The sequence below is a fragment of the Terriglobia bacterium genome (assembly GCA_020073085.1).
Lineage (GTDB): Bacteria > Acidobacteriota > Terriglobia > JAIQFV01 > JAIQFV01 > JAIQFV01.
In genome coordinates this window covers 255,792-279,427 of record JAIQFV010000010.1, presented here as the reverse complement: position 1 = coordinate 279,427, position 23,636 = coordinate 255,792, and the positions used below count along the sequence as shown (strand labels likewise).

The window sequence follows — 23,636 nt, the reverse complement described above, 5'->3', positions numbered from 1 at the left end:
CCTATCGGGTTGAGCCTCGCGCCCGCAAACGCCGCCCCAAGAACTTTCCGCTGTTAACCGCACCCCGAAAACTGTATAAAGAAATCCGTCACCGCAATCAGTACCGAAAAAACCCTTAACTTAGTGCCATTCGGGACAGACACCTATTCGCTCGACCTTTTTGAAAGTTTCTGTAATCCGGGTGTCTGTCCCTAACCGGAAGCAACAGAGGAAGAGGGACAGACACAAGTTTTGGTATCATTGCCTGCAAAGTTTCTTAAGAGAAGGTGTCTGTCCCTAACTTTCCATTGAACCGCAAGAGGCGCAGAGGTCGCACGAAACCCTCTCTGGGTATCATGGTATGATTCTTCTTGCGCTCTTCGCGTACTTTGTGGTTTGCTTGGCCCACTAAAAGGGTAGGCCAACCACACCGACTCTATGTTCGCCATCAAGATTGAAGAACTGACCAAAGACTACATCGTCGGTTTCTGGCGCAAACGCACGGTGCGTGCGCTGGACCGACTCTCGTTGACGGTGAACGAGGGCGAGATCTTCGGATTCCTCGGCCCCAATGGGGCAGGGAAGACGACGACCCTCAAGCTTTTGATGCGGCTGATTTATCCGACCTCGGGACATGCGGAGATCCTGGGAAAATCTTTTGACGATGTGGCCATGCACGCTCACATCGGTTACCTCCCGGAAAATCCGTATTTTTATGATTATCTGACGGCTGAAGAATTTTTGGCTTACTCGGCCCGCCTCTTCGGCATCAAGTCCACCGTCGTGAAGTCAAAGATCGACGAACTCCTCCGGGTGGTGGATCTCAAGGACGCCCGCCGGCTGCAGTTGCGTAAGTTTTCTAAGGGAATGTTGCAGCGGGTGGGCATTGCCCAGAGCCTCATCAATGATCCTCAAGTCATCTTTCTAGATGAGCCCATGTCGGGACTGGACCCGATCGGCCGTCGTGAGATTCGCGACCTGATTTTGAGTTTGAAGCGTGAGGGGAAGACCGTCTTCTTTTCGACGCACATCCTGCCGGATGTGGAGACCCTGTGCGACCGCGTGGCCATCATTTACAAAGGGAAGATGCGGGGGTGCGGAAGTTTGACGGAACTGTTGGTGGGCGACTCGTCCGCCATTGAACTGGTAGTGAGCCATTTCACCGACGCATTGCAAAGCGCGCTCCGATCGATTGCCACGGATCAAAACGTCGCAGGGAACATGCTTCGCGCGACCCTTCCGGACCAGGCGGCATTGTTCCACGCCCTGGAGGTGGTGCGGGCCAACGGCGGCGAGGTGATCCACGTTCACCCGCTCAAGGAGTCGTTTGAAGATTATTTCGTCAAGCTGTTCAGCCCCGAGACCCGGACCAAAGAGCCATGAACAAGATTCTCGCCATTGCTGAAAACACCTTCAAGGAGGCCATCCGGGACAAGATCCTTTACAGCCTCGTCCTGTTCGCTTTGTTGATGATCGGGAGCTCGGTGATTCTGGGCATGATTTCCATCAATATTGAGACCAAGGTGACAGTGGATGTGGGATTGAGCTCGATGTCGTTGATCGGCGCGGTGATCGCGGTCTTCATCGGTATCAATCTGGTCCACAAAGAGATCGACAAGAGGACGCTTTATTCGATCCTGGCCAAGCCGGTCCGGCGCACCGAGTTTATCCTGGGGAAGTTTTTCGGACTCGCCTTCACGCTCTTTGTCAACCTGGTGATTATGGCGGTGGGATTGGTGCTGGTGCTCGCGTACGTGAAGGGGCGAGCCTACTCCCGGGGTCAAATGACCGAAATTCACGGCAGTCTGTTTGTGGCGGTGTTTCTGATCTTTCTGCAACTGCTGCTGATCACGGGAATCGCAATTGTGTTTTCCTCGTTTTCGACCCCGACGCTTTCGGCCATGTTCACGCTGGCGCTCTATTTCATCGGCCAGTTCAATGCCGACATCAGACATTTCGGGGTGGAAGCGGGCAATACGGGGATACGGATCATTACCTCGGGCTTGTATTACCTGCTTCCCAACTTTGGCAACTTCAATGTGATCGCGGGAGTGTCGCACGGCCAGCCCATCGCGGGAGCACTGGTCCTTTATGATGTGGCTTATTCAATCGTCTATCTGGCTGTTTTGCTGTCGGCAGCAGCGGTGATATTCAATCAGAGGAACTTGAAGTAGTAGAAAGGAAATTCCAAATCCCAAGCACCAAAGTCCAAATAAATTCCAATGATCAAATTCCAAAGACGCAAATCGGCCTTCTAGTCCGCCCAAATAATCGATTTGTTTTTGTTTGAGAATTTGGGATTTGGAATTTGGGTTTTATTTGGACTTTGGTGCTTGGGATTTGGAATTTGATCTTATTCCATGCTTCGACGATCCATTACCCTTTTTCTCGTCTTCTTCCTCTTTGGATTTACGGCCATTTACTTTTTGCAGCGGCGCATCAACGGGGTCGTGGGCGAATATCATCAGACCGAAGAGATGCTGTTTCTCCCTTCGGGCTCCGTCGTCAAGAAGCTCTCCCTGGGATTCGAGAGTCTGGTGGCGGACATTTATTGGATTCGGGCCATTCAATATTTCGCCGGCGGCCGAATGCGAGACCCCTCCCGGAAGTTTGATCTGCTCTATCCGATGCTTGACATCACCACCACGCTCGATCCCGCCATAATTCCGGTTTATGAGTTTGGGGCGGTCTTCTTGAGCGAGCCGCCTCCGATCGGCGCGAACGACCCGCAGAGGGCCATCGGACTTCTTGAGAAAGGCATTGCAGCGAATCCGGATGATCCCGAGCTGTACCTCAGGCTGGGGTTCGTTTACTACTGGTACTTGAAGGATTACAAGCAGGCAGCGGGTATCTTCCTGCGTGGATCGAAACTCCCCCAGGCCAAGCCATGGCTTCGGACCATGGCGGCCTTTTCCTTGTCGAAGGGTGGGGAACGTGCTTCTTCGAAGTTTCTCTGGAGGCAGATTTACGAATCATCGGAGAATAAGCGGGCCAAGGAAAACGCGCTCGCCCATCTGGCGGAAATGCAGGCGGAGGATCAGATCGAGGCGCTTGAAAAAGTCACCGCGAAATTTCGCGAGGATAGCGGCCGATGGCCCCGCAGCTTTATTGAACTGGCCACCCATCGCTATCTTCGTGGAATCCCGCTCGATCCCTCCGGTGTTCCGTACCTGCTCGACCCCGAGAGCGGCAAGGTCATGGTCTCTGCCGACACCAAATTGCAGATTGTGCCGAAGTGATCCTCATCGTTGAAACGATTTGGAATCATTGAAGCTAATATTTCGGCCGCTGAGAACCTCGGTTGGAAGTCGAGAGCTCGATGGGATCTGCTGTACCCCGAGGCGCGCAACCCCCAACTCCGTCAGGAGTGGCATCTTTATAGCAGCGCGAATCCTCCTCCCGCCGCATTGTGGGTGAACCCCGTAGGGGTGGCATCTGGGCGGGCTATTGTTCGGGCCGCGCGCCGCACGGTATTGTACGGACGATTTGATTTCGGCAACTCAGATGTCACCCCTGACGGGGTTCATTTTGGAACGGTGTCCGGAGCGTCGTGCTATAGAGATGGCACTCCTACGGAGTTGGGGGCATGCGACCTTCAAATGTTATCGCGAACGGTGGAAGAATTTCTTATTCCGACCCCCTGCTCTTCTGCGTCTGGGTCTCTAATAAATTTCTTCTGTAACCCCGGTCAAAAACCTCCCGTCGCTGGATAAAGCATCGGAAGCGCTGGAGATCTTCTAATCCAGCCTCAGCGGGGCGGCAGATCTGTAGCCTGGATCATTCCCCCCCTTTCGGGCTTGAACCCCGTAGGGGTGACATCTAATATCGCGTGCCGATGAGTACTCAAGAAGCCAGGCGTTGCACATGCTGTTCTGTCATAGTTAGATTCCCTCAGTGAATGCTTGTATACCGGGAAGCCAACCTACCTGCACCAACCCCGACAGGAGCTATTTCCCTATGGCCAATACCTATACCCAGATTTACATCCACTTGGTGTTTGCGGTCCAAGGACGTCAGAATTTGATCCACCCCAGGCATAACGACGAGTTGTAGAAGTACATCACGGGGATCGTCACCGCTCAAAAGCAGAAACTCATTTCCATCAACAACCGGCCGGACCATTTTCATATGCTGATTGGTCAGAAACCTGACATTGCCCTCTCTGGTTTGGTGCGGGATATTAAAGCTGGATCATCGGGGTTCATCAACCGGTGTGGATGGATTCGGGGCATTTTCACACTCTCATTCCCAGTTGACCACAGTGATCCGCTACATTCAGAATCAAGAAAAGCACCATGCGAGGAGAACTTTTCTGCAGGAATATCTGGAGCTACTGGAGAAGTTTCAGATTCCGTACGACCAGAGATACATCTTCAAGCCCGTTGAGTTTTGAAGCGGGGGTTTGAAAGGCCAGATGTCACCCCGACGGGGTTCCACCTCAGGGTGCGGGGGGAGGTTCGGCGATACTATAAAGATGGCACTCCTAACGGAGTTGTGGGATCCTCGACCGTTATGTGTCAGCAAGGTCGATACATAAGGCAACGTGATCCTCTGTGGTCAGGAGTTGAGCCACAATCTGCATCCAAAAGGCCTGCCCTTGTTGAACAGAACGCGATCTTTCGTCGATCCGCTGCTCCCGTACCCGCGATGGGGCCGATTCATCGGTGTCGGGCATGAGCCGGTTTGGAATCATTGAAGCTGATATACTGGCCCTTGGGAACCTCGCTCCGGTTTAGAGACACCGAGGGGAGATGAAGCACCCTGGAAGGCACCATTCCCCAACTCCGTTAGGAGTGGCATCTTTATGGCAGCGCGAATCCTCCTCCCGCCGCATTGTGGGGTGAACCCCGTAGGGGTGGCATCTGGGCGGGCTATTGTTCGGGCCGTGCGCCGCACGGTATTGCCCCGACGATTTGATTTTGGCAGCTAAGATTTCACCCCTACGGGGTTCATTTGAAAGATGTATAAAAGGAACATCGGGGCTACAAAGAGGCCACCCCTAACGGAGTTGGCTGATCCTCAACCGTTGGGTGTCAGCAAGTTCGATACATAAGGCAACGTGATCTTCTGTGGTCAGGAGTTAGGGGAACGCGTCTAGCACAAGTTATTACAGGCGATGGAAGGTTTTCCAAATTCTTGTTCTGCTCTCTTGCGCAAGGGTTTTCTCTGAATTTTTCCTGTAACGCTTATCGTTGACTTCCCGTCGCTGGGTAAAGCCTCGGGAGGTTCTGAGAGGCCTGTTTCCGGGTTCTTGCGGAATTCCCGATCATCTCAGTTTCGCAGCGCTGCCATTCGGTTCAGGTTATCCTGAGCATCGTGATTATCACCCTGCATAAAGTATGGAGGAATTTCACCCATGAATGAGGCCGTGCGTGGTGTCAAACAGAGCCATCGACTTCTGTTTCACTGGTATGCAATCACCCTCTTTCTCACATTCTCTCTGACCATGGTCGAATCATCGACTCTCCATGCCGCGGCTAAGGTGGGGCGGTCCACTCCCCCGGCTGCGAACAACGAGGAATACGGGAAGAAGATCAAGGAATACACCACCGAATCCCGCTTCAATACCGAGTTTACGGATCATCTTCCGGCCTCCTCGACCGTCACTGCGCCGGACAAGTTCCTGGGATATGTCATCGGGACGCCCAAGAAGCTCACGCATGTCGATAGGATCAACGCCTACATGCGGGAGCTGGAGCGCACGGCGCCCAAGCGCGTCAAGGTGCTCTCCATCGGGAAGAGCGAAGAGGGACGGGAGATGATTGCGGTGGTCGTCACTAGTGAAGACAATATGGCGCGGCTCGATGAGTTGCGCGGCATCACGGCGAAGCTGGCTGACCCGAGAAAGATCTCCGATGACGACGCCAAAAAACTCATCGCCCTGGGGAAACCGATTTATTACGCTACCGGCGCCATGCATTCACCGGAAACAGGCGCACCGGAAATGTTGATGGAATTATGCTACCGACTGGCTGTCGAGGAGTCGGAGTTTGTTCAGTCAATCCGCAAGAATCTCGTCTTTGTCGCCACCCCCGTGCTTGAAGTCGACGGTCGCGACCGCATGGTGGATGTCTACAACTACAAGATCAATCATCCCGACCGGCAGCCCCCGTCGTTAATTTACTGGGGCAAGTATGTGGCGCACGATAACAATCGCGACGCCATGGTGTTGACGCTCAACCTGACGAACAACATCTTGAATTCGTTCAGCAGTTACTGGAATGGCACGGTGCTCCACGATCTGCATGAATCCGTGCCCTACCTTTACATCTCGACCGGAACGGGTCCCTATAACGCCTCGCTTGACCCCATCCAGATTGATGAGTGGCAATCCCTCGCTTATCAGGAAGTCACGGAGATGACCAAGCGCGGCCTGCCGGGCGTGTGGACACAAGGCTTTTACGATGGCTGGGTCCCTAATTACATGTTCTATGTGGCCAACGGCCGCAACGCCATCGGACGGTTCTATGAGACGTTTGGAAATGGAGGCGCCGATACGCAGGAACGGACCTTGCAGGCAAACGCGACTTCGCGGGAATGGTATCGACCCAATCCGCCCCTCTCCAAGGTGGAGTGGTCGATCCGCAATAACATTAATTACCAGCAATCGACCCTGCTTATTGCCCTGAAATATGTCGCCGATCATAAGAACACGTTTCTGGAGAATTACTGGATCAAGTCGAAGAACGCAGTCGAACGAGTGAAGCGGGGAGGATACCCTGCTTGGGTCTTTACGGCGGATCAGCCACGTCAGGGAGATCTTGGATCTTTCATTGCATTGATGATGAAACAAGGTATTGAAGTCTATAAGACGACGGTAGCTGTCGAAGTGAAGGAAGGAAAATTCCCGGCGGGGAGCTACGTGATTCGGATGGATCAGCCCTATTCCAGTCTCGCTGATATGTTGCTGGGCGTTCAGGAGTATCGCACCACTGATCCCATGCCTTACGATGACACCGGTTGGACCATGCCGTGGTTGGCCGGAATCAAGCATGCGAAGGTGGAAGATAAAAAGATCTTGGAGACGCCAATGCAGTTGATAGTGCCTTCCGGCGGAAGTGCAGTTAGCGCGGGTCGGGGTCTGTCTTCGAACTTCAAGGGATACATTCTCAACTATGACGGAGACTCACATTTCATCACTGCCCGTTACCGTTTGCATGATATTAGGATGGATGCTGCCGAGGAAGGGTTTGAAGTCAATGGAAAGAAATACAATGCCGGCTCAATCCTGGTCCCAACGGAAGGGAACCCAGCCGATCTGCTTTCGAGAGTAGAAGGTGCCAGATCCGGATTTTATATTACTCCAGTTGCTGAAATGCCCAAGGTCAAGACCCATCCCCTGGCCGCGCCCCGCATCGCGTTGCTTCACACCTGGATAAATACAGAGAAGGAAGGCTGGTGGCGAATCGAGTTTGATCGATACAAGGTGCCCTACACCTATCTTTCAGATCAGAAGCTGGCCGCGATGGACGATCTGCGAAAGCAGTTTGATGTCATTGTGTTCCCTCATGTCGGGGCGAATCCACAGGCGTTAATCAATGGCGTACCGAAGTTCGGCCAATTTCCCGTCCCATGGAAGAAAACTGAAGAGACTCCCAACCTCGGCGTGCCGGACGAAACCGACGACATGCGCGGGGGAATGGGTCTGGAAGGGCTGGCCAAACTGCAGAAGTTTTTAAATGACGGTGGGCTTCTGATTGTCGATGGCACCAACGCTGAAATGCCCATCGATTTTGGACTCGTCCGGGGCGTTAATGTGGTGGCGGCGAAGGATTTGCGGGCGCGCGGGTCCGTTCTGCGGGCGCAAATTGCCGATAAAAAGTCTCCTATCGTGTATGGTTATGACGAAGATCATCTGGCGGTCTATTTCAACCAATCGCCGATCCTGCAGGTCTCCGCTCCCGGCCAGGGCTTTGGAGGGCCATTTGGTGGCGGCCCTCCGGGAGGCCAACCTCGGACCCCTCCAACAAGTGTGAACGCGACCTTGAAACAATCCGCTCCTCCCTTGAACAATACTCCCCCTCCTCCCGAACCCTCTGCCGCCAAAGTGCAGGAAACAAAACCTTCCACCGAGTCAGAGGCCCCGGCATCAACGGGTCCGGAGCCCCCTTCGCAGGCCAATTTGACGCCGGGCCAGCGGGCGGTGCAGCGTGAAGCGGCGATGACCTCGGCGCGGCTCATCGCGCGCTTTGCTGACGAGAAAAACGTGTTGATGTCCGGACTGCTGGCGGCCCCCGGCGAGATCGCGAATCGCGCCGCCGTGGTCGATTGTCCGGTGGGCAAGGGACACGTTGTGATGTTCGCGATCCGTCCCTTCTGGCGTGCGGAAACGCAAGGCAGCTATGCGTTGGTGTGGAATGCGATCATGAACTTTGAGTACTTGAATGTCGGAAGGGTGACCCCTCGAGAGGGCGAAGGAGGGTCGAGAAGGGAGCGCCCGCGAGAAGGCCAGGAGGGGCCGACTTTGCAGCCCTAGTCAATCCGGCAGCCACGGGGGAAGCCACTTTCCCCTTGGCTGGTCAAATCAGCATCCCCGTCACCGCCACGATTCCTCCGGCCAACCCCGCGACCAGTCCCATGGCTGGAAAGTATTTCTTCTTCGAAATGAAATATAGTGATGTGAGGATGAGGGCGATCTCGAGTAATCCTTCTCCAACATCGTATCGAAGGCCGCGGCGTTCTGCTCGACTCACCTCAGATTCCGTTTTTCTTGCTTCCCGCTGGATTTCTTCACCCTCTTTTTCGTAGCGAATTTTCTCCTTTTCATACCTCGCCAGCACCTTCTCTGCCGGCTCCTCTCGGGCCCCCAAGGCTGCAATCAGGTCCTGGCCCAACTCCAGGTTGTGAAACTTGATGCGTTTCGACTGGTAGTACTGCCACTGGTCGTTGGCTTCTGTCTTGAGCACAATGGCATGGGTGTGGGTCCGATGGGAGAGGATGGTCACGAGCGCAAGGGCAACCGCAAGGATGGCTGCCAGCACGCCAATCTTCTTCCCGGTCGGATCGACTTCATGTGCAGCCTCATGATGGATTTCAAGTTCGGGCACGAGAGTTCTCCTGTTTGAAATTCTGATTCATAGGCCGCTGAGGGGCTACCGATCCGACGAAGACGGTGACGCCCTCAACTCGTTCTCTCAGAGAGTCAGGACAGGATACAGAAATCCCTTTGTCCATACAATCGTTTGCTGAATCCAACCACCTCGACGGCTGATTTTTTGAGTTCAGGACTTAGGCTGACCCCGGGGTGTCGTCTTGTGTTAGATTGATGAGGTCATGACAATTGCTCCCCTCAGCGTTATTTGCCCGCAATGTGGTTCCCGCCGGGTCAGTTACAGCTGCACCCCGAATTGTTGCTTCAACCACGTTTGCGCCGATTGCTTTTCGACTTTTGAGTTGAGCACAAAGAAGCAGGGTAGACAAGTCGATCCGGGATCAATCGAACGCATGGTCGGAGAGAGGGACACGACCTTGCCGACGGCCCCCTGTGCGGGATGCGAGAGTATTGAGGTTTTCCAGGTGCGGGATACCGACACCGCCGGCGCGGGAGATGAGAACCCTCTCGTGTGCTTGACCTGTGGATCACTTCTCACCCTGATAATCACTCCCGACTAGAGACAGGTTCTTTTGCGTTCCTGCCGACCGCTCTTTAGAGAAGTTCCTGCCCCTGTTGGAGATCCGCCGCGGCATACAGTGCGGTCATACTTCACCCCAGTCGAGAAACCGTCGAAACGGTTCCGAACTGATCTGGGTTTCATCGCTATCACCCGGATGAATCCGGGTGCTGTTGGATCGTTGTTGGTCCGCGTCGCAACGCTGTCACCCGGATGAATCCGGGTGCTGTTGGATCGTTTATTAACAGCACCCCGATTTATCGGGGTGTTCGTCTCCCCGGTCCTCTTATTGAACCGATTCATCGGTTTCCAGCGCTCCTGCCCCTGTTGGAGATCTGCGGCGGCATACGGTGCGCCCATACTTCACCCCCGTCGAGAAACCGTTGAAACGGTTCCGAACTGATCCGCGTCGCATCGCTATCACCCGGATGAATCCGGGTGCTGTTGGATCGTTTATTAACAGCACCCCGATTTATCCTGGTGTTCGTCGTTTCTGCTTCAAGGAATGGCATCCCCGTGCTATTTTTATTTGCGATGCCAAGTCCGCAAGAGTCATTTCTGTCGAACCTCAACTCCTCTCGTTCCCGGCGTGGCCTGTTCTCACTCCTCTATCTGTTCTGCATGCTAGCTTTAGCGGGCGCTCCCTCTGCGGGTTCCGCCTTCCAGGCCTCCGGCAAAGACAATGAACTTGAGAACTTGCTGGACCAGGTTCAGAAAAAGTACTCCACGCTTGCGACCTACCGTGCGAGTTTTGTCCAGAAATTCATCCAGGGAAAAGACCAGCGGGTCGAATCCGGCGTCTTAATGTTGGGGCGGGGAGGGAAGATGCGGTGGGAATATTTCCGCCCGCAGGCTAAATTGTTTCTGGTTGACGGAAAGATGCAGTACACCTGGATTCCTTCGGAGAATCGTGTCTACCGCGAGACGGTCAAATCATCTGAGGACCGCCGGACTCCCATCCTGATGTTACTGGGCAAGCTTCACTGGAGGAAAGTATTCACCCGTGTCGAGCGGATGGATCAATCCGGGGCGGACCGGTCAATTCTATTGCGCGCCTTCCCAAAGGATGAATCGCTCGGATACCAGGATGTGGTGCTGGAAGTCGAGAGAAATACCTTGCATTTACTCCAAATCACCGTCGACAATATAGACCGGTCAAATATGGAGTTCTCCTTCTCTGACATCACCGAGAACCCGCCGATCGATCCTCAGAGATTCCAGTTTCGAATTCCCCGGGGGGCGGAGATTGTTGACCAGACGGGAGTGCAGTGAGAGAAGAGTTGTCAGTTGCCAGTTCTCAGTTGTCAGTGAGAAGAGAGCGATCAGCTTTCAGCTGTCAGCGATCAGATTGACCGGAGAGTCAAAGACTAGGGAGCCCTGATGCATTTCGGCTGATCGGTGATTTGCTGATTGCTGACCGCTGAAGGTTAATTCACCATGGCCGATTTCGTTTGTAAAATTGCGCAAGCTAACGGAAAGGTCCTTGAAGAGGTGTTCACGGCGAACACCGAGGCGGAGTTGCGCGCCCGTTTCACCGATCAGGGGTGTCTGGTTTATACCATCAGGGAACACGGGCGTCTTCTGGCGCTTCCGGGGAAAACCCGCCGGCGGGGCAGGGTTAAAGAGGACGAGTTCATGGTCTTCAATCAGCAACTCGTTACCCTGATCAAGGCGGGCCTTCCGATTCTGCGGTCTCTCGACCTTCTGATCCCGCGAATTCAGAACGCTCACTTTCGCGCACTGCTGGATAATATCCGGGAGCGAGTGAAATCGGGGGCGATGCTCTCTGAAGCCTTCGAGGCCCAGGGGCAGTTCTCTCCGGTGTACACGGCTTCCCTGTATGCGGGGGAGAAGAGTGGCAACCTGGAGGAGGTGATTCAGCGCTACATCAACTACCAGAAGGTGTCGTCGGCGGTCCGGAAGAAGGTCATCTCCTCGATGGTCTACCCGTTGGTCCTGGTGTGTCTGGTGACGACGATGCTGTCCTTCATCCTGACCTATGTGATCCCGAAGTTTCAGGATCTCTACCAATCCCTCAACGCGCAACTGCCGGCCCCGACACTCTTTATCATTCACCTCTCCCAGGCTCTCCGCTCGTCTCTGGTCATCCTGGTGCCGGCGCTGATTATCGCCTTTTTGTTTCTGCGTGTCTGGTTGCGGAGTACGGCGGGCCGGCGGATCACCGACGGCTGGAAGCTCAGTATCCCTGTCTTTGGGGATGTGTGGCTGAAGTTCTCGTTGGCGCGATTGGCCCGCACGCTTTCCACGTTGCTGGCCGGAGGCATTCCCGCGGTTCAGGCCTTGGAAACCTCCACCCAGGCCACCTCCAATCAGAGGATCAACGAAGCGGTCCTCGAGGCGGCTCGGAGTGTTCGCGAGGGGAAGTCCATTGCCAAGAGCCTTGAGGCGACGAAGCTGTTTCCTGCCCTGATCATCGAAATGGTCGAAGTCGGCGAGTCGACGGGCGCTTTGGTGCACATGCTGGCGAGCGTGGCGGATTTTTTTGATGAGGAGGTGAACACGCGCGTGGCGACGCTGCTCACCTTGATCGAACCCGCCATTTTGGTGTTCATGGGGGGCTTCATCGCATTCATCATGGTGGCGCTTTACCTGCCGGTGTTTTCGCTCGCCGGCCAGATGGGAAGATAGCGCCCGGCGTCTGTGGAAGACATCATTCGACCGTTCCGGGCGAGGGGTTTATAATGGCGGGATGGGTACGGCTCCTCCATTGGGCTGAGCAGGGGATCGACCCGATGGTCGGATCCTGCCCGGCCGAGAGGATAGAGTCAAATGTCCACCAATCTGCATGACAAAAGTCTCGGGGGTTTCACGGGAGCGAAGGCTCCAGTGGAAACAGAGTTGGAGCGGGCGAAACGTCTCGCGCAACGCTATCGCTATGAATTCGTCGATTTAAAGAACTATCAGATCGAGCATGAGTTATTCCGGCAAATCCCGGCCGACCTGATGTTTCGCTACAACTTTATTCCCTTGAGAGCGGTGGGCAGTTCTCTCGCGGTGGCGGTTGCTGACCCGAGCGAACTGTTGCAGATCGACGAGCTGGCGATGCTGTTGAACAAGACCCTGATCGTGAAGGTCGCGACGGCCTCGCAAATCAGTGACATCCTCAAAAAGAGCGAACAGTCTCAGCGGGTGTTGGAAGACGCGACGGAAGGGTTCACGCTGGATCTCGTCAAGGAGACCGAGAATGGCGAGGAGTCCATCACCATCGAGAAGATTACGGCGGACAGTGATGTCAGTCCGATCATTCGACTGGTGGACACCACAATTTTTACAGCGCTCGAACGCCGCGCCAGTGATATTCACATCGAGACGCGCGACAACGAAGTGAACGTGAAATACCGCATCGACGGGGTCCTGCATCACGCCATGGCGCCCATCGCCAAGGAGCACCACACCACCATTATTTCGCGCATCAAGGTCATGAGCGAACTCGACATCAGTGAACGCCGGGTTCCCCAGGACGGCCGGTTTCGCGTCCGTTTCAAGGGGCGTTCCATCGATTTCCGCGTTTCCATCATGCCCTCGATCTTTGGAGAAGACGCGGTGCTGCGCGTTCTCGACAAGGAATCCATGAGCGAAAAGTTCAAGGCCTTGTCCCTCGACGTCGTGGGCTTCTCCGAGGCCGACATCCGGAAATTCCGGAGATACATTCACGAGCCGTACGGCATGGTGCTGGTCACCGGACCCACGGGCAGCGGGAAAACCACGACCCTGTATGCCGGCCTGATGGAGATAAAAACGGACGAGGACAAGATCATCACCATTGAAGACCCCGTCGAATACCAGCTCAAAGGCGTGACACAGATCCCGGTGAACGAAAAAAAGGGACTCACCTTTGCCCGCGGTCTCCGTTCCATCCTGCGTCACGATCCCGACAAGATCATGGTGGGAGAGATTCGCGACAATGAGACCGCCCAGATCGCCATCCAGTCGGCGCTCACCGGACACCTCGTCTTCACCACGGTCCACGCCAATAACGTCGTAGATGTGATCGGCCGGTTTATCAATATGGGGGTTGAACCCTACAACTTCGTCAGCGCCCTCAACTGCATCCTGGCGCAGCGCCTGGTGCGGGTCATCTGCGAAAACTGCAAACACACGGTTCAATATCCGGCGGAGGTGCTGGAGGAATCGGGTCTGGATGTGCGGGAATGGAGCACGCTGCCATTCTACGAAGGCGTCGGGTGCCTGGATTGCAGCGGGACCGGATTCCGCGGTCGGACCGCGATTCACGAATTACTGGACCTTTCCGACCGGATCCGGCAATTGATTCTGGATAAGCGTCCTTCTTCCGAAATCAAAGCGGCCGCCCGCGAGGAAGGGATGACTTTTCTCCGTGAATCGGCGATCGCGAAGGTCCGCGCGGGGGTGACGACCTTGAAAGAGATCAACAAGGTCACCTTTATTGAATAAGCCGGGAGCGCTGCCGCGACGGTTCTCCCGGCAAGGCGAAAGTGTGAAGCACAGACCATTTCCTTCACGGGGGTTCCCATTCTTCTGAAGAGTTTCTTTCGACCTATTTTTCCGAGGAACGCCATCGCAATTGCGGCTGACTATGTGGCGTCAGTGCGCTCGGGAGCCCGCCCCCCGCACCCGGTCGAGAACTGGGCGTACGCCTCGTTGCCCGCCGGCGTTGTTTCCCCTTCTCACTCCAAGACGAACATCCTGGACAGTGAGGCCCTGCATCGCGCATTGACCCAGGCGGTCCAGCGGACGGGGTTGGCTCGGAAAGAAGTAAACCTAGTCATCCCCGATCTCAGTGCCCGCGTCCTTCTCATTACCCTGGAAACATTGCCGGGCCGGGCCGGCGACCTCCTCGAGCTGCTCCGGTTCAAGGTGAAGAAGAGCCTTCCGTTCTCCGTCGAGGAAGCCGCGCTCTCCTACCAGATCCAGACCTTGGGCGCGTCGCACTTTGAGGTCATCCTGACCGTGATCAATAAGAGCGTCTTGAGGGAATACGAAGAGGCGGTTGAACGCCTGGGGCTCGAGCCGGGCTTTGTCACCGTGGAGCATTTCGGCATCACCCAGTTGCTCGAATTGCAGACGCAGGACTGGCGGTCACGGTCCATCCTGCTCTTCCGCCTGGCCCCGCGTTCCTTCACGACTTCGATTCATCATCACGGCTTCCTCAGGTTTTATAGGACCGTCGAGAAGGAGTATACATTGGACCAGGCGTCCAGCTTCACCCCGGAGGCCCTGTTCGATGAGATTTATCCGTCGCTGGCCTATTTTCAGGATAAGTTTCAAAACAAGATTGAGATGATCTACCTGTCTGGCCTTCCCACCGGGAGTGAACGAATTTATTCGGCCTTTAAAAAACTCTCCGATTGTCCGGTGGCCGAAGTCCGCACCGAGCGCGCCGGGGGAACAGGTTCCGCGCACGTGAATGGCGATCAGATGAACCAGATGTTCGCTCCCCTGGTGGGGCTGGAGTTGGGAGCGGCCTAGGACCTCAAGACGTGCAATCTCGCCCGGGCGGGATAGCGTCCTCGAACTCAAGAACCCTTATGCTTCGATTTCATTTGAATCTGGCGACCAACCCGTTCGTTAACTACCGAAAGTACTATCTAATCGGTTGGGTCCTTCTGCTGGTGGGGATCGTCGGCGCGGGATACTCTGTGAATCGTTACCGGGCCCTGCGGCAGGAAAACAGCGCTTTGGAGCAGGATCTCCGCCTGAAGCAGCAGGAGCTCGATCAATTGACCGCACGCGGGGTGAATCTCAAGCAACAATTGGAGCAGCCCAAGACCCTCGATGCGATCGATCAAGTCAATTTCTACAATCTCCTCATTCAGCGAGACACCTTTCCATGGACCCAGTTTTTTCAGGATCTGGAGTCGGTGATCCCCTTTAACGTTCAAGTGACTCAGATCCGGCAGAAGGCAGGCGGCCAGGCCATCGACATGGAGATGGTTTTCCTGGGACGGACGGCGGTGGATGCGGTCACCTTTCTACGCAACCTCACGAGTTCCAAGAAGTTTCGCAACATCGTCGTGGATCAGGAAGGGTCGTTCAAGGATGCCGCCACGCACCGCGTCTCCAATGAAGTCGAAGTCGCTCTGCACCTGCAGTATGAACCTTGACAAGGGCAGAGGCAGCAGGCTAGCCATGTCCCGGTTTCGTCACTGCCGGGCGATGAACTGAAAAGTATTTTTGAGGCCTCAGGGACCTATGGCGCAAACCAAGAGAAAATCATTTCATTGGTGGTTGCTCGGATTGGGAGGGGGACTCCTGGTTCTTGACGTGCTCTTCTACTTTGCGGTGCTGGCACCGACGCGACGGGTGTATGCCTCCCGCGAAACTGAGCATCAAAGCGTCATGAAGATGTTGACGGAGAAGAAGAAAGATGTTGCCCGGTTGGATGCCATTCAAGCACATCTGAAGAACGCCTCCGGTGAGGAATCGCTGCGCTTTCAACAATATCTGTGGAGTGTCGATGACGGGTTTTCTGCTCTCATCCAATTTCTCAACGACACGACAAGACAGACCGGAGTGAGAAAAGATCGAACCAGTTTCAAGTCCTCGCAGGAGACGGGATCAGGCCTGCTCGAGGTCCAGGTCGGACTCCCCGTGGAGGGGACCTACCCGGATATTGTGAAATTCATTAATGCGGTTGAGCGCGGCAACCATATACTCATAATTGACTCGATCGGGTTGCGATCGGGCCAGGATAACCCCAATCTCGTCCGTTTGGACCTCTCCATACTGACGTATATGAAGACCATTTAGGATTGCTTGCGGGAGGTCGTTTTGGAATTCGGAATTCAGGACCGGAAGAAGATGTACACGCTGATCGTTTGTGTGGTCCTGCTCGTTTTCGCTGTCATTTACGCGATCAACAACTGGCAGGGCCAGCACACCGCCTCCGCGACTCAGACCGCGGGATCGGCTCTGAAAAAACCTTCGGGGGCGCAGACGGCGGCGGATTATCGACAACGACGTCGCCAGGAGGCGATTGACATCAATACGATTGATCCGACGATTCACCTGGAGAAACTCGATCGCTCCTCGGCGTCCGACTATTCGGCGACCAAACGGAACCTGTTTCGTTACGAAGCGGCGCCCCCGCCCCCGCCGCCCAAGAAGACTCCGGACGAGATTAAGCGTGAAGAAGATGCTCGCAATCATCCCCCGCCCCCTCCTCCTCCGCCCCCGCCGCCTCCCATCGATTTGAAGTACTATGGGTTTGCCACCGATGCTGCGACGAAAGAGAAGAAGGTTTTTCTGACCAATGGCCAGGACATTTTTATCGCCGCCGAAGGGGAGGTTGTCGCGAACCGTTACAGGATTGTCCGGATTGGGGTAAACTCCGTTGAAGTGGAAGACATGCGCAACAAGAACCGCCAACAGTTGCCTTTGATCGAAGGGTAGGCCGTCGAGACAGTGGTTATGAAAACGCAAGTGACAAGGAGTCCGCATCGCTTCATGGTGAGCAGTCGAAATGCGGGGTCTCCTCCCGTCCTTTCCACGACAACACATCCCGGCCGTTCCCAATCGGGATTCGCCCTCGCCTCATTGATGATATTCGCCACATTCTTATTGATCGCGATTGCTGTCGCCCTGCCGGATTTGAAAACCCAATCCAAACGCGAGAAAGAACTCGAAATGCAGTTTCGCGCCGTGCAATACCTGCGCGCCATCCAGGCGTATAACCGGAAATTCCCCAATCAATGGCCGACCTCCGTGGATGCGCTCATGAACACAAACAACGTCCGGTTTCTGCGCAAAAAATGGAAGGATCCGCTGACCAAGGATGGCGAATGGCGTTTCATTCACTTGGGACCGAATGGCGCGGTGCTCGACTCCCAGCTTACCGTGGCTGCTCCGAGCGCCCCCTCTGCAACGGGAACCTCGGTGGCCGCAGGCACACAGTCCATTACGAACAGGCCCTCGGGGCCGGGGACGTTCTCACTCGGGGCGGGGACGACCTCCGCCGGATCCGGGGCTTCCTCCCTGAGCGCCACACAGCTCTCCAATCTTCCCATCGTCGGAGTCGCCAGCCAGTCTACAGAACAGGCCCTCATGGAATGCGGAGGATATGATCATTACAACGAGATGGAGTATATCGCCCTGCCGGGCGGACGACTGGGCGGCTCGGGCTGCTATCTGGGAGTGTCCGTGGCCTTGCTGGTGCCCCTCGGTCAGGCTCCAGGCCAGCCGGTACCGGGGACAACCTCCGTCCCGGGCCAGACCCCCCCGGGAGCAGTGACGTCCCCTCCCGGATCCAGTGCGCCACCGTCCTCCCAGCCCAGACCCACGAGCCCCGGGATGACCCCGTTCGGAACCCCTCCCACCCGGAAGAAATAATTGGAGGATTCTTTCGCCCCGCCAGCGGGGCTCTTACATCTGTTCTCATCGCTACCCCACCCTCGCTCGGTTCCGCAAAGAGCGCGGGACGGAGCTCAGGTGGGGCTTCCACTCTGGCGGCCCGGGCCTGCCTGAATTCCTTATCGCTCCGCACCCCGCCCTCGCTCCGCAAGAAACGCGGAGCACAGATCCGAGACGCGTCATTCAATCGGTTTCACGGGGCGGGAACGGTCTCTCTTCGGCGTGCGAATCGTGACACGACCTTTCGAACGTAGTCCTGGGTTTCCCGGAAGGGAGGGATGCCTTTGTAGGAGAGAACCTTGTCAGGCCCCGCGTTATAGGCGGCGAGGGCCAGGCTGAGATCGTTTTTGAATTGTGTCAGCAAGTCCCGAAGATAGCGCGCCCCGGCCAGGATATTTTCTTTGGGATCGTAAATGGAGTGCACACCGAGGTCGCTGGCGGTCTGTGGCGTCAACTGCATCAAACCCCGGGCGCCCTTGCGCGAGACCGCATAACGATCGAAGTTTGATTCCGCCTCAATGACCGTTGCAATCAACATCTCGTGAAGCCCCGTCCGTTTGGAAGCCTCCACAATCAGTTTGTGGTAGGGCGCCGCATAGGATGGCAGGGGGAGAGGCGGGAGTGGCATCGCCTTCAGATCGGGCTCCGGCGGGACATAGTCTTCCTGCTCGAACTTCTCAATGGAGCTTGCATCGACTATCGCAAATCCTTCGCTCTTGAGGATGAGTTTGACTTTGTTGTCCGCCTCAAGAAGGTGAAAATTGATTTGAAGTTGGGAGCCGTTCTTAAAGACCACGTATTCGGCCTGGAGACCACACGGCGTCAGGAGAAGGCATGCGGCCAACCAGGGGAAGACACGTCGTCTGAGGCGTCCCTGGCCGTTGAACAGGGATTTGAGACTCAATCCCCCGGGCACGGTCAGCTTGGCAGCAGAAATTGGACTAACCATGGTCAAAAGAAACCTGTTGTCAGAAGGCCAGAATTGCAGGAAAGTAAAAACCCCCGGTCCGAAAGAACAGGATTACGCAAACAGTGCGTCGACAGCCGATCTCCGAATTCTCCGGCTTCTTCACCCAATCGAGTTGGGGCTCCTCTTTTTCCGGATCAGGCACACAGCGCTCCCTTATTGCCTCTCGATTTTATCGTCCAAGCCAGGTTCGAGCAACCCCGAATCGCCCCGCCTCTTGTTTTATGCTAGTATTTCGAGCGTTCTCGTCTGTCTCGCAACATCAGTAGGGTTGTATCATTTTGTATTTGAAGGCTGACTGGAGCGGTATCGCATCGTCTCGATTCCCGTGAACTTTGGGGGCAGAGATCGTCATTTCAGCCCTCCTTTCGATACTTTGACTGCAAGCGGTCCTCCGAGGTACACAGAGCCATTAGATCGTTTTCCCGGACTTTTAGACTCACCAACTACTATTTGAGGAGATCACGCGATGATTCAACGCAAAGGCTTGATTGTCTTTCTTTTTCTGTTGTGCGCCGGCTGGCTGATCGCGCCCGGATTTTTGGCGGCCGACGAGGGCATGTGGCCGTTCAACCTTGTGCCCAAGGCTGAATTGAAGGCCAGGTATGGCTTTGAACCCACCGAAGCCTGGCTCGCCCACGTGCGTCTCTCTTCGGTTCGGTTTAACAATGGGGGATCGGGATCGTTTGTTTCAGGCGATGGAATGGTGATGACGAACCACCATGTCGGCGCCGACTGCATGCAGAAGCTATCCAACGAAAAGAACGATTACTACCGCAACGGGTTTTGGGCGAAGCAGCGTTCCGACGAAGCCAAGTGTCCCGATCTTGAACTGAACGTTCTGGAAAGCATCGAAGACGTCACGACGCGGGTGAATGCCGCCGTGAAGCCCGAAATGAATCCAGGGGACGCCAACACCGCCCGACGTGGCGCGATGGCCGACATTGAGAAGGAGTGCACCACCCGGACCGGACTGCGCTGCGATGTGATTACACTGTACCAGGGCGGCCAGTACCACCTCTACCGGTACAAAAAGTACACCGATGTCCGGCTGGTGTTCGCGCCCGAGTTCGGCATTGCGTTCTTCGGCGGGGACCCCGACAATTTTACTTATCCCCGCTACGACCTTGATCTCTGTCTTTTCCGTGTTTATGAGAACGATAAGGCCGCTGCCATTAAGGACTATTTCAAATGGAGCGCGAACGGGTCTGCGGATAATGAAGTGATCTTCGTCTCTGGCAACCCCGGCTCCACCAGCCGTCTCAACACCCTGGCGCATCTGGAATATCTGCGGGATGTCGGATTTCCTTTCGCCCTGAATTTACTGGAGTGGGACCGCAGTGCCTTGCTTAAGTTCAGCGAACAGGGACCGGAACAGACCCGCATTGCAAAAGAAGACATTTTCGGGATTGAAAACAGCCTGAAGGCGATTCGTGAGGAAGAGGTGGCTCTGCGCGATCCTGAACTGATGGGCAAGAAGGCGAACGAGGAGAAGCAACTGCGGGCCAAGGTCGATGTCGATCCGAAAATGAAGGGTGAGTTTGGAGGCGCCTGGAGTGCGATCGCGAAATCCCGCCAGGAGCTGGCGACCTTCGCCAAACCCTATTCCTTCCTGGAAGGCGGATCGGCCCTGGACTCTGATTTGTTCCAGTTCGCCCGGGTGCTGGTGCGTCTTGCCGCCGAGAAGCAAAAACCGAATCCGGAGCGGCTCCGGGAATACCGGGAATCCAATCTTGCCTCGCTCCAGTTCCAGTTGTTCTCGTCGGCGCCCCTCTACGACGATTTTGAAAAGCACAAGCTCTCCTCCTCTTTGACTTTCTTTCAGGATCAACTGGGCAAAGACAACCCTCTGGTCAAGGACGTCCTGGGCGGCAAGAGCCCCGGCCAGCTGGCCGATGAGCTGGTTTCGGGCACAAAACTGAAGGATGTTGAGGTCCGCAAGAAGCTGGCCGAAGGTGGGGAAAAGGCGATCCAGGACTCCACCGACCCCATGATCGTATTTGCGAAAAGGATCGATCCCGAGGCACGCAAACTCCGAAAGCGCTATGAGGACAGCGTCCAGGGAGTGGAACGCCAGAATTACGCCCTCATCTCCAAGGCGATCTTCGCGCTGAAGGGCACTTCGATTTACCCGGATGCGACGTTTACGCTTCGCCTCTCCTTTGGGACCGTGAAGGGTTACATGGAGAAGGGCACAAAGATCCCCTACTTCACCACCTTTGCGGATGCCTACGAACATGCCGCCATGCACGAGAACAAACCTCCGTATGATCTGCCCAAGAGTTGGCTGGAAAAGAAATCCGCGGTCCAGCTTTCCGCACCTCTCAACACCGTCAATACGGCCGATATCATCGGCGGCAACTCGGGGAGTCCGGTCATTAACCGGAAGGCTGAAATCGTCGGTTTGATCTTTGACGGGAACATTCAGTCGCTGGCCCTCGATTTTGTTTACAGCGACAAGCAGGCGCGCGCCGTCGCGGTCACCTCGCAGGGTATCATCGAAGCGCTTCGAAAGATCTATGGTGCCGGGGCGATTGCCGACGAAATCGAAGGCATAAAGAAGTAAGGAGGCCGGAAAGGCTGAAATCTTGTCCGCTCGCGCCTCCACGGCGGTTTTGCGAGGAGGAGCGAGCGGGTCATCCGGGCTGCGGAAGCGCGGACGCTCCGGGATACCGGAGTGTCCGCGAGTCCGCAGGTGACCCTGAATTGCTGAATCCGGGGTGAAGGGAGGTTTCTGGTGAAACGGTGGATCGGCACAGTTCTCTTTCTTGGTTTCATTACGGTCTCGTCGAATGGCCAACCCGGGGAAACTGCCCCTGAAAAAGCGGTGGCGATTCGATGCGGCCATTTGCTGGATGTGAAAAGCGGAGCGATGCTGGACCATCAAACCGTCCTCATCGAAGGGGAACGAATCGCCCAGGTAGGGAAAACGCAGGAAATCCGCATCCCGGCGGGAGTCCGGGTGATCGATCTGGGCGAGGCGACCTTGTTGCCCGGACTCATAGACACGCATGTCCATCTTTTCCTGCATCCGGGCCCCCAGGACCTTCAGACCTTGCGGGAGACCGTGGCGAAGCGGACCATCATGGCGGTGAGGAACGCGGAAGCCGATCTGATGGCCGGATTCACAAGTGAGCGCGATCTGGGAACAGAAGGCGCTGAGGCCGCCGATGTCGACCTGCGCAACGCGATCGAGAACGGTGAGATTCCCGGGCCCCGTTTGCAGGTGTCCACGCAGGCCATCTCGGTTGAGGGCGGGCATGAGGATTTCTTTGGATACAACCCCGCGGTGAATATGATCCCCAATGCCATGATGGTCGAGGGGATCGAGGGTCTTAAAAGAGCCATCCGGTTCCAAATCAAGGAGGGGGCCGATTTCGTCAAAATTTATGTCACCGGGGCAGACCAGATTGTCTCTCCCGAGAATTACAGGACGGTTCCCCAGTTCACCTTGGAGGAGATGCAGGCGGCGGTCAACGAGGCGGCCCGCGTCGGGAAAAAGGTGGCGGTCCATGCCACCGGCGGGGAAGGCGCGCGGGTCTCCGCGGAGGCCGGGGTCTATTCCATCGAGCATGGGTACTATCTCGATGACAGGACCTTGTTGTTGATGAAGCAGAAAGGGATTTACCTGGTTCCCACGTTCACCGTGACCGAATGGAATGTGGCCCACGCCACGACTCCGGCTGCCCAGGCGCGAGGGAAGATTTTGCTTCAATTGCGACACAAACATTTCGAGAGCGCGCTCGCCGCAGGTGTGAACATTGCGATGGGCTCCGACGTCGGGCCCTTTCCACACGGCACCCAGGCGGAGGAGTTTTCGTGGATGGTGAAGTACGGGATGACTCCCCTGGCTGCCATCCAGGCCGGGACAATGAACGCGGCCGGGCTCATGGGATGGCGCGACCAACTGGGTTCGATAGAAGCAGGAAGACTGGCGGACCTGGTGGCGGTCGCTGACAATCCCCTCCAGAACATCGACACCTTGAAGCGAACGCTGTTCGTCATGAAAGGCGGAGCGGTCGTTAAGAATCTGATTCCTGCAACAAAACAGTAGATGAGTGTGCCCGATGTATAATTGATTACCTCCCAATGCTGCTCCAACGTTGAGAGTCGAGATTCTGCTAACTCGATGATGTGTCAAAGGTTAGATCAGAAATCGCCCGTGCTCGATTTGAATTTTAAATTAGGAAAGGGACAGCCCCTAGGGACAGTCCCCTCTGCAATTCGAATTAGGAAAGGGACAGCCCCTAGGGACAGTCCCCTCTGCAATTCGAACATTACTTACGGTTGCTTCGCCGCTTTGATCCTGCGGCGAATTAGGAAAGGGACAGTCCCTAGGGACTGTCCCTTTTCCAATTCGAAATGATCGGTTTTTCCAGCTCATCGGTGTTTGTTTTGCCCTCTTTGCCGTTGGGGCCCGCCGCCTTGGACCGCGGGCTCCAACGCCTCCAATGAAACAAGGGTCCGAAGGGATCGAACGGTAAGCCGAAGAGCCTGTGTCAAAACCCAAAAATCGCGAAGATCAGGACATGAAAATTCATTAGCCTGATCGACAAGGCATCTTGTAGGTCATCTAATGCAGAATTTTTTTCCACAGATCCTATAGACTTGAGTTTTGACACAGTCTCGAAGGCTTACCGCAATAATGGGCGGCAGAGCCGTAAGCCATCAGGGAACTGCCGGCACTCATGTCTGTTTTTGATTATCCCTAACATGTGAAGGGCCCACCT

General features: G+C 55.5%; 17 protein-coding genes and 1 pseudogene. 16 read left to right on the top strand and 2 right to left on the bottom strand.

Translation table 11 applies throughout. The features are described from left to right. Window positions 1-417 precede the first annotated feature (417 nt). From LAO21_12820 to LAO21_12800, 5 genes and pseudogenes are all read left to right on the top strand, one after another. The gene (locus LAO21_12820) at window positions 418-1,362 is read left to right on the top strand and encodes an ABC transporter ATP-binding protein (GenBank protein MBZ5553598.1); all 945 of its coding nucleotides are present in this window, start codon (window positions 418-420) and stop codon (window positions 1,360-1,362) included. Further along, window positions 1,359-2,153, top strand: coding sequence for an ABC transporter permease (locus tag LAO21_12815; GenBank protein ID MBZ5553597.1), 795 nt, complete (start codon window positions 1,359-1,361; stop codon window positions 2,151-2,153). The genes LAO21_12820 and LAO21_12815 overlap by 4 nt, the downstream gene beginning before the upstream one ends. 186 nt (window positions 2,154-2,339) lie before the next feature. Then, window positions 2,340-3,218: a tetratricopeptide repeat protein gene (locus LAO21_12810; protein ID MBZ5553596.1), complete on the top strand. Its 879-nt coding sequence runs from the start codon at window positions 2,340-2,342 to the stop codon at window positions 3,216-3,218. Window positions 3,219-3,936: 718 nt separating this feature from the next. Further along, window positions 3,937-4,372, top strand: a pseudogene (locus LAO21_12805) (transposase). A gap of 963 nt (window positions 4,373-5,335) precedes the next feature. Next, window positions 5,336-8,455 (top strand): hypothetical protein, encoded by a 3,120-nt coding sequence (locus LAO21_12800; GenBank protein ID MBZ5553595.1) that lies wholly within the window; start codon window positions 5,336-5,338, stop codon window positions 8,453-8,455. Between the two features lie 43 nt (window positions 8,456-8,498). On the opposite strand, the gene LAO21_12795 is transcribed toward LAO21_12800, so the two are convergent. Then, a complete protein-coding gene (locus LAO21_12795; protein ID MBZ5553594.1) occupies window positions 8,499-9,026 on the bottom strand; it encodes a DUF4337 domain-containing protein in 528 nt (175 codons plus the stop codon). A 226-nt stretch (window positions 9,027-9,252) separates the two neighbouring features. Between LAO21_12795 and LAO21_12790 the strand changes: the two genes are divergently transcribed. The 9 genes from LAO21_12790 to LAO21_12750 all read left to right on the top strand — a co-directional run bounded on the left by LAO21_12790 (window position 9,253) and on the right by LAO21_12750 (window position 17,918). Beyond that, window positions 9,253-9,591: a hypothetical protein gene (locus LAO21_12790; GenBank protein ID MBZ5553593.1), complete on the top strand. Its 339-nt coding sequence runs from the start codon at window positions 9,253-9,255 to the stop codon at window positions 9,589-9,591. A gap of 620 nt (window positions 9,592-10,211) precedes the next feature. Continuing rightward, entirely contained in the window at window positions 10,212-10,862 is a 651-nt protein-coding gene (locus LAO21_12785; GenBank protein ID MBZ5553592.1) for an outer membrane lipoprotein carrier protein LolA, read from the top strand. 165 nt (window positions 10,863-11,027) lie between these two features. Next, window positions 11,028-12,239 carry a type II secretion system F family protein gene (locus tag LAO21_12780; GenBank protein MBZ5553591.1) on the top strand — a complete coding sequence of 404 codons (1,212 nt, stop codon included), beginning with the start codon at window positions 11,028-11,030 and terminating at the stop codon, window positions 12,237-12,239. Between the two features lie 141 nt (window positions 12,240-12,380). Continuing rightward, window positions 12,381-14,024, top strand: a complete 1,644-nt coding sequence (locus LAO21_12775) for a GspE/PulE family protein (protein MBZ5553590.1) — start codon at window positions 12,381-12,383, stop codon at window positions 14,022-14,024. Window positions 14,025-14,168: 144 nt separating this feature from the next. Continuing rightward, entirely contained in the window at window positions 14,169-15,059 is an 891-nt protein-coding gene (locus LAO21_12770) for a hypothetical protein (protein ID MBZ5553589.1), read from the top strand. A gap of 59 nt (window positions 15,060-15,118) precedes the next feature. Further along, window positions 15,119-15,694, top strand: a complete 576-nt coding sequence (locus LAO21_12765; protein MBZ5553588.1) for a hypothetical protein — start codon at window positions 15,119-15,121, stop codon at window positions 15,692-15,694. 88 nt (window positions 15,695-15,782) lie between these two features. Then, the gene (gene pilO / locus LAO21_12760; GenBank protein ID MBZ5553587.1) at window positions 15,783-16,340 is read left to right on the top strand and encodes a type 4a pilus biogenesis protein PilO; all 558 of its coding nucleotides are present in this window, start codon (window positions 15,783-15,785) and stop codon (window positions 16,338-16,340) included. Window positions 16,341-16,361: 21 nt separating this feature from the next. Then, on the top strand, window positions 16,362-16,982 hold the full coding sequence (locus tag LAO21_12755; protein ID MBZ5553586.1) for a hypothetical protein: 621 nt from the start codon (window positions 16,362-16,364) through the stop codon (window positions 16,980-16,982). Between the two features lie 54 nt (window positions 16,983-17,036). Beyond that, complete coding sequence (locus tag LAO21_12750) at window positions 17,037-17,918, top strand: type II secretion system GspH family protein (GenBank protein MBZ5553585.1); 882 nt, start codon at window positions 17,037-17,039, stop codon at window positions 17,916-17,918. A 214-nt stretch (window positions 17,919-18,132) separates the two neighbouring features. Here LAO21_12750 and LAO21_12745 read toward each other — a convergent pair whose 3' ends face one another. Then, window positions 18,133-18,567 carry a lytic transglycosylase domain-containing protein gene (locus LAO21_12745; protein ID MBZ5553584.1) on the bottom strand — a complete coding sequence of 145 codons (435 nt, stop codon included), beginning with the start codon at window positions 18,565-18,567 and terminating at the stop codon, window positions 18,133-18,135. A gap of 808 nt (window positions 18,568-19,375) precedes the next feature. Here LAO21_12745 and LAO21_12740 point away from each other — a divergent pair. Both LAO21_12740 and LAO21_12735 read left to right on the top strand, forming a co-directional pair. Next, window positions 19,376-21,472, top strand: a complete 2,097-nt coding sequence (locus LAO21_12740; GenBank protein MBZ5553583.1) for a S46 family peptidase — start codon at window positions 19,376-19,378, stop codon at window positions 21,470-21,472. Between the two features lie 171 nt (window positions 21,473-21,643). Then, the gene (locus LAO21_12735; GenBank protein MBZ5553582.1) at window positions 21,644-22,960 is read left to right on the top strand and encodes an amidohydrolase family protein; all 1,317 of its coding nucleotides are present in this window, start codon (window positions 21,644-21,646) and stop codon (window positions 22,958-22,960) included. Window positions 22,961-23,636 lie beyond the last annotated feature (676 nt).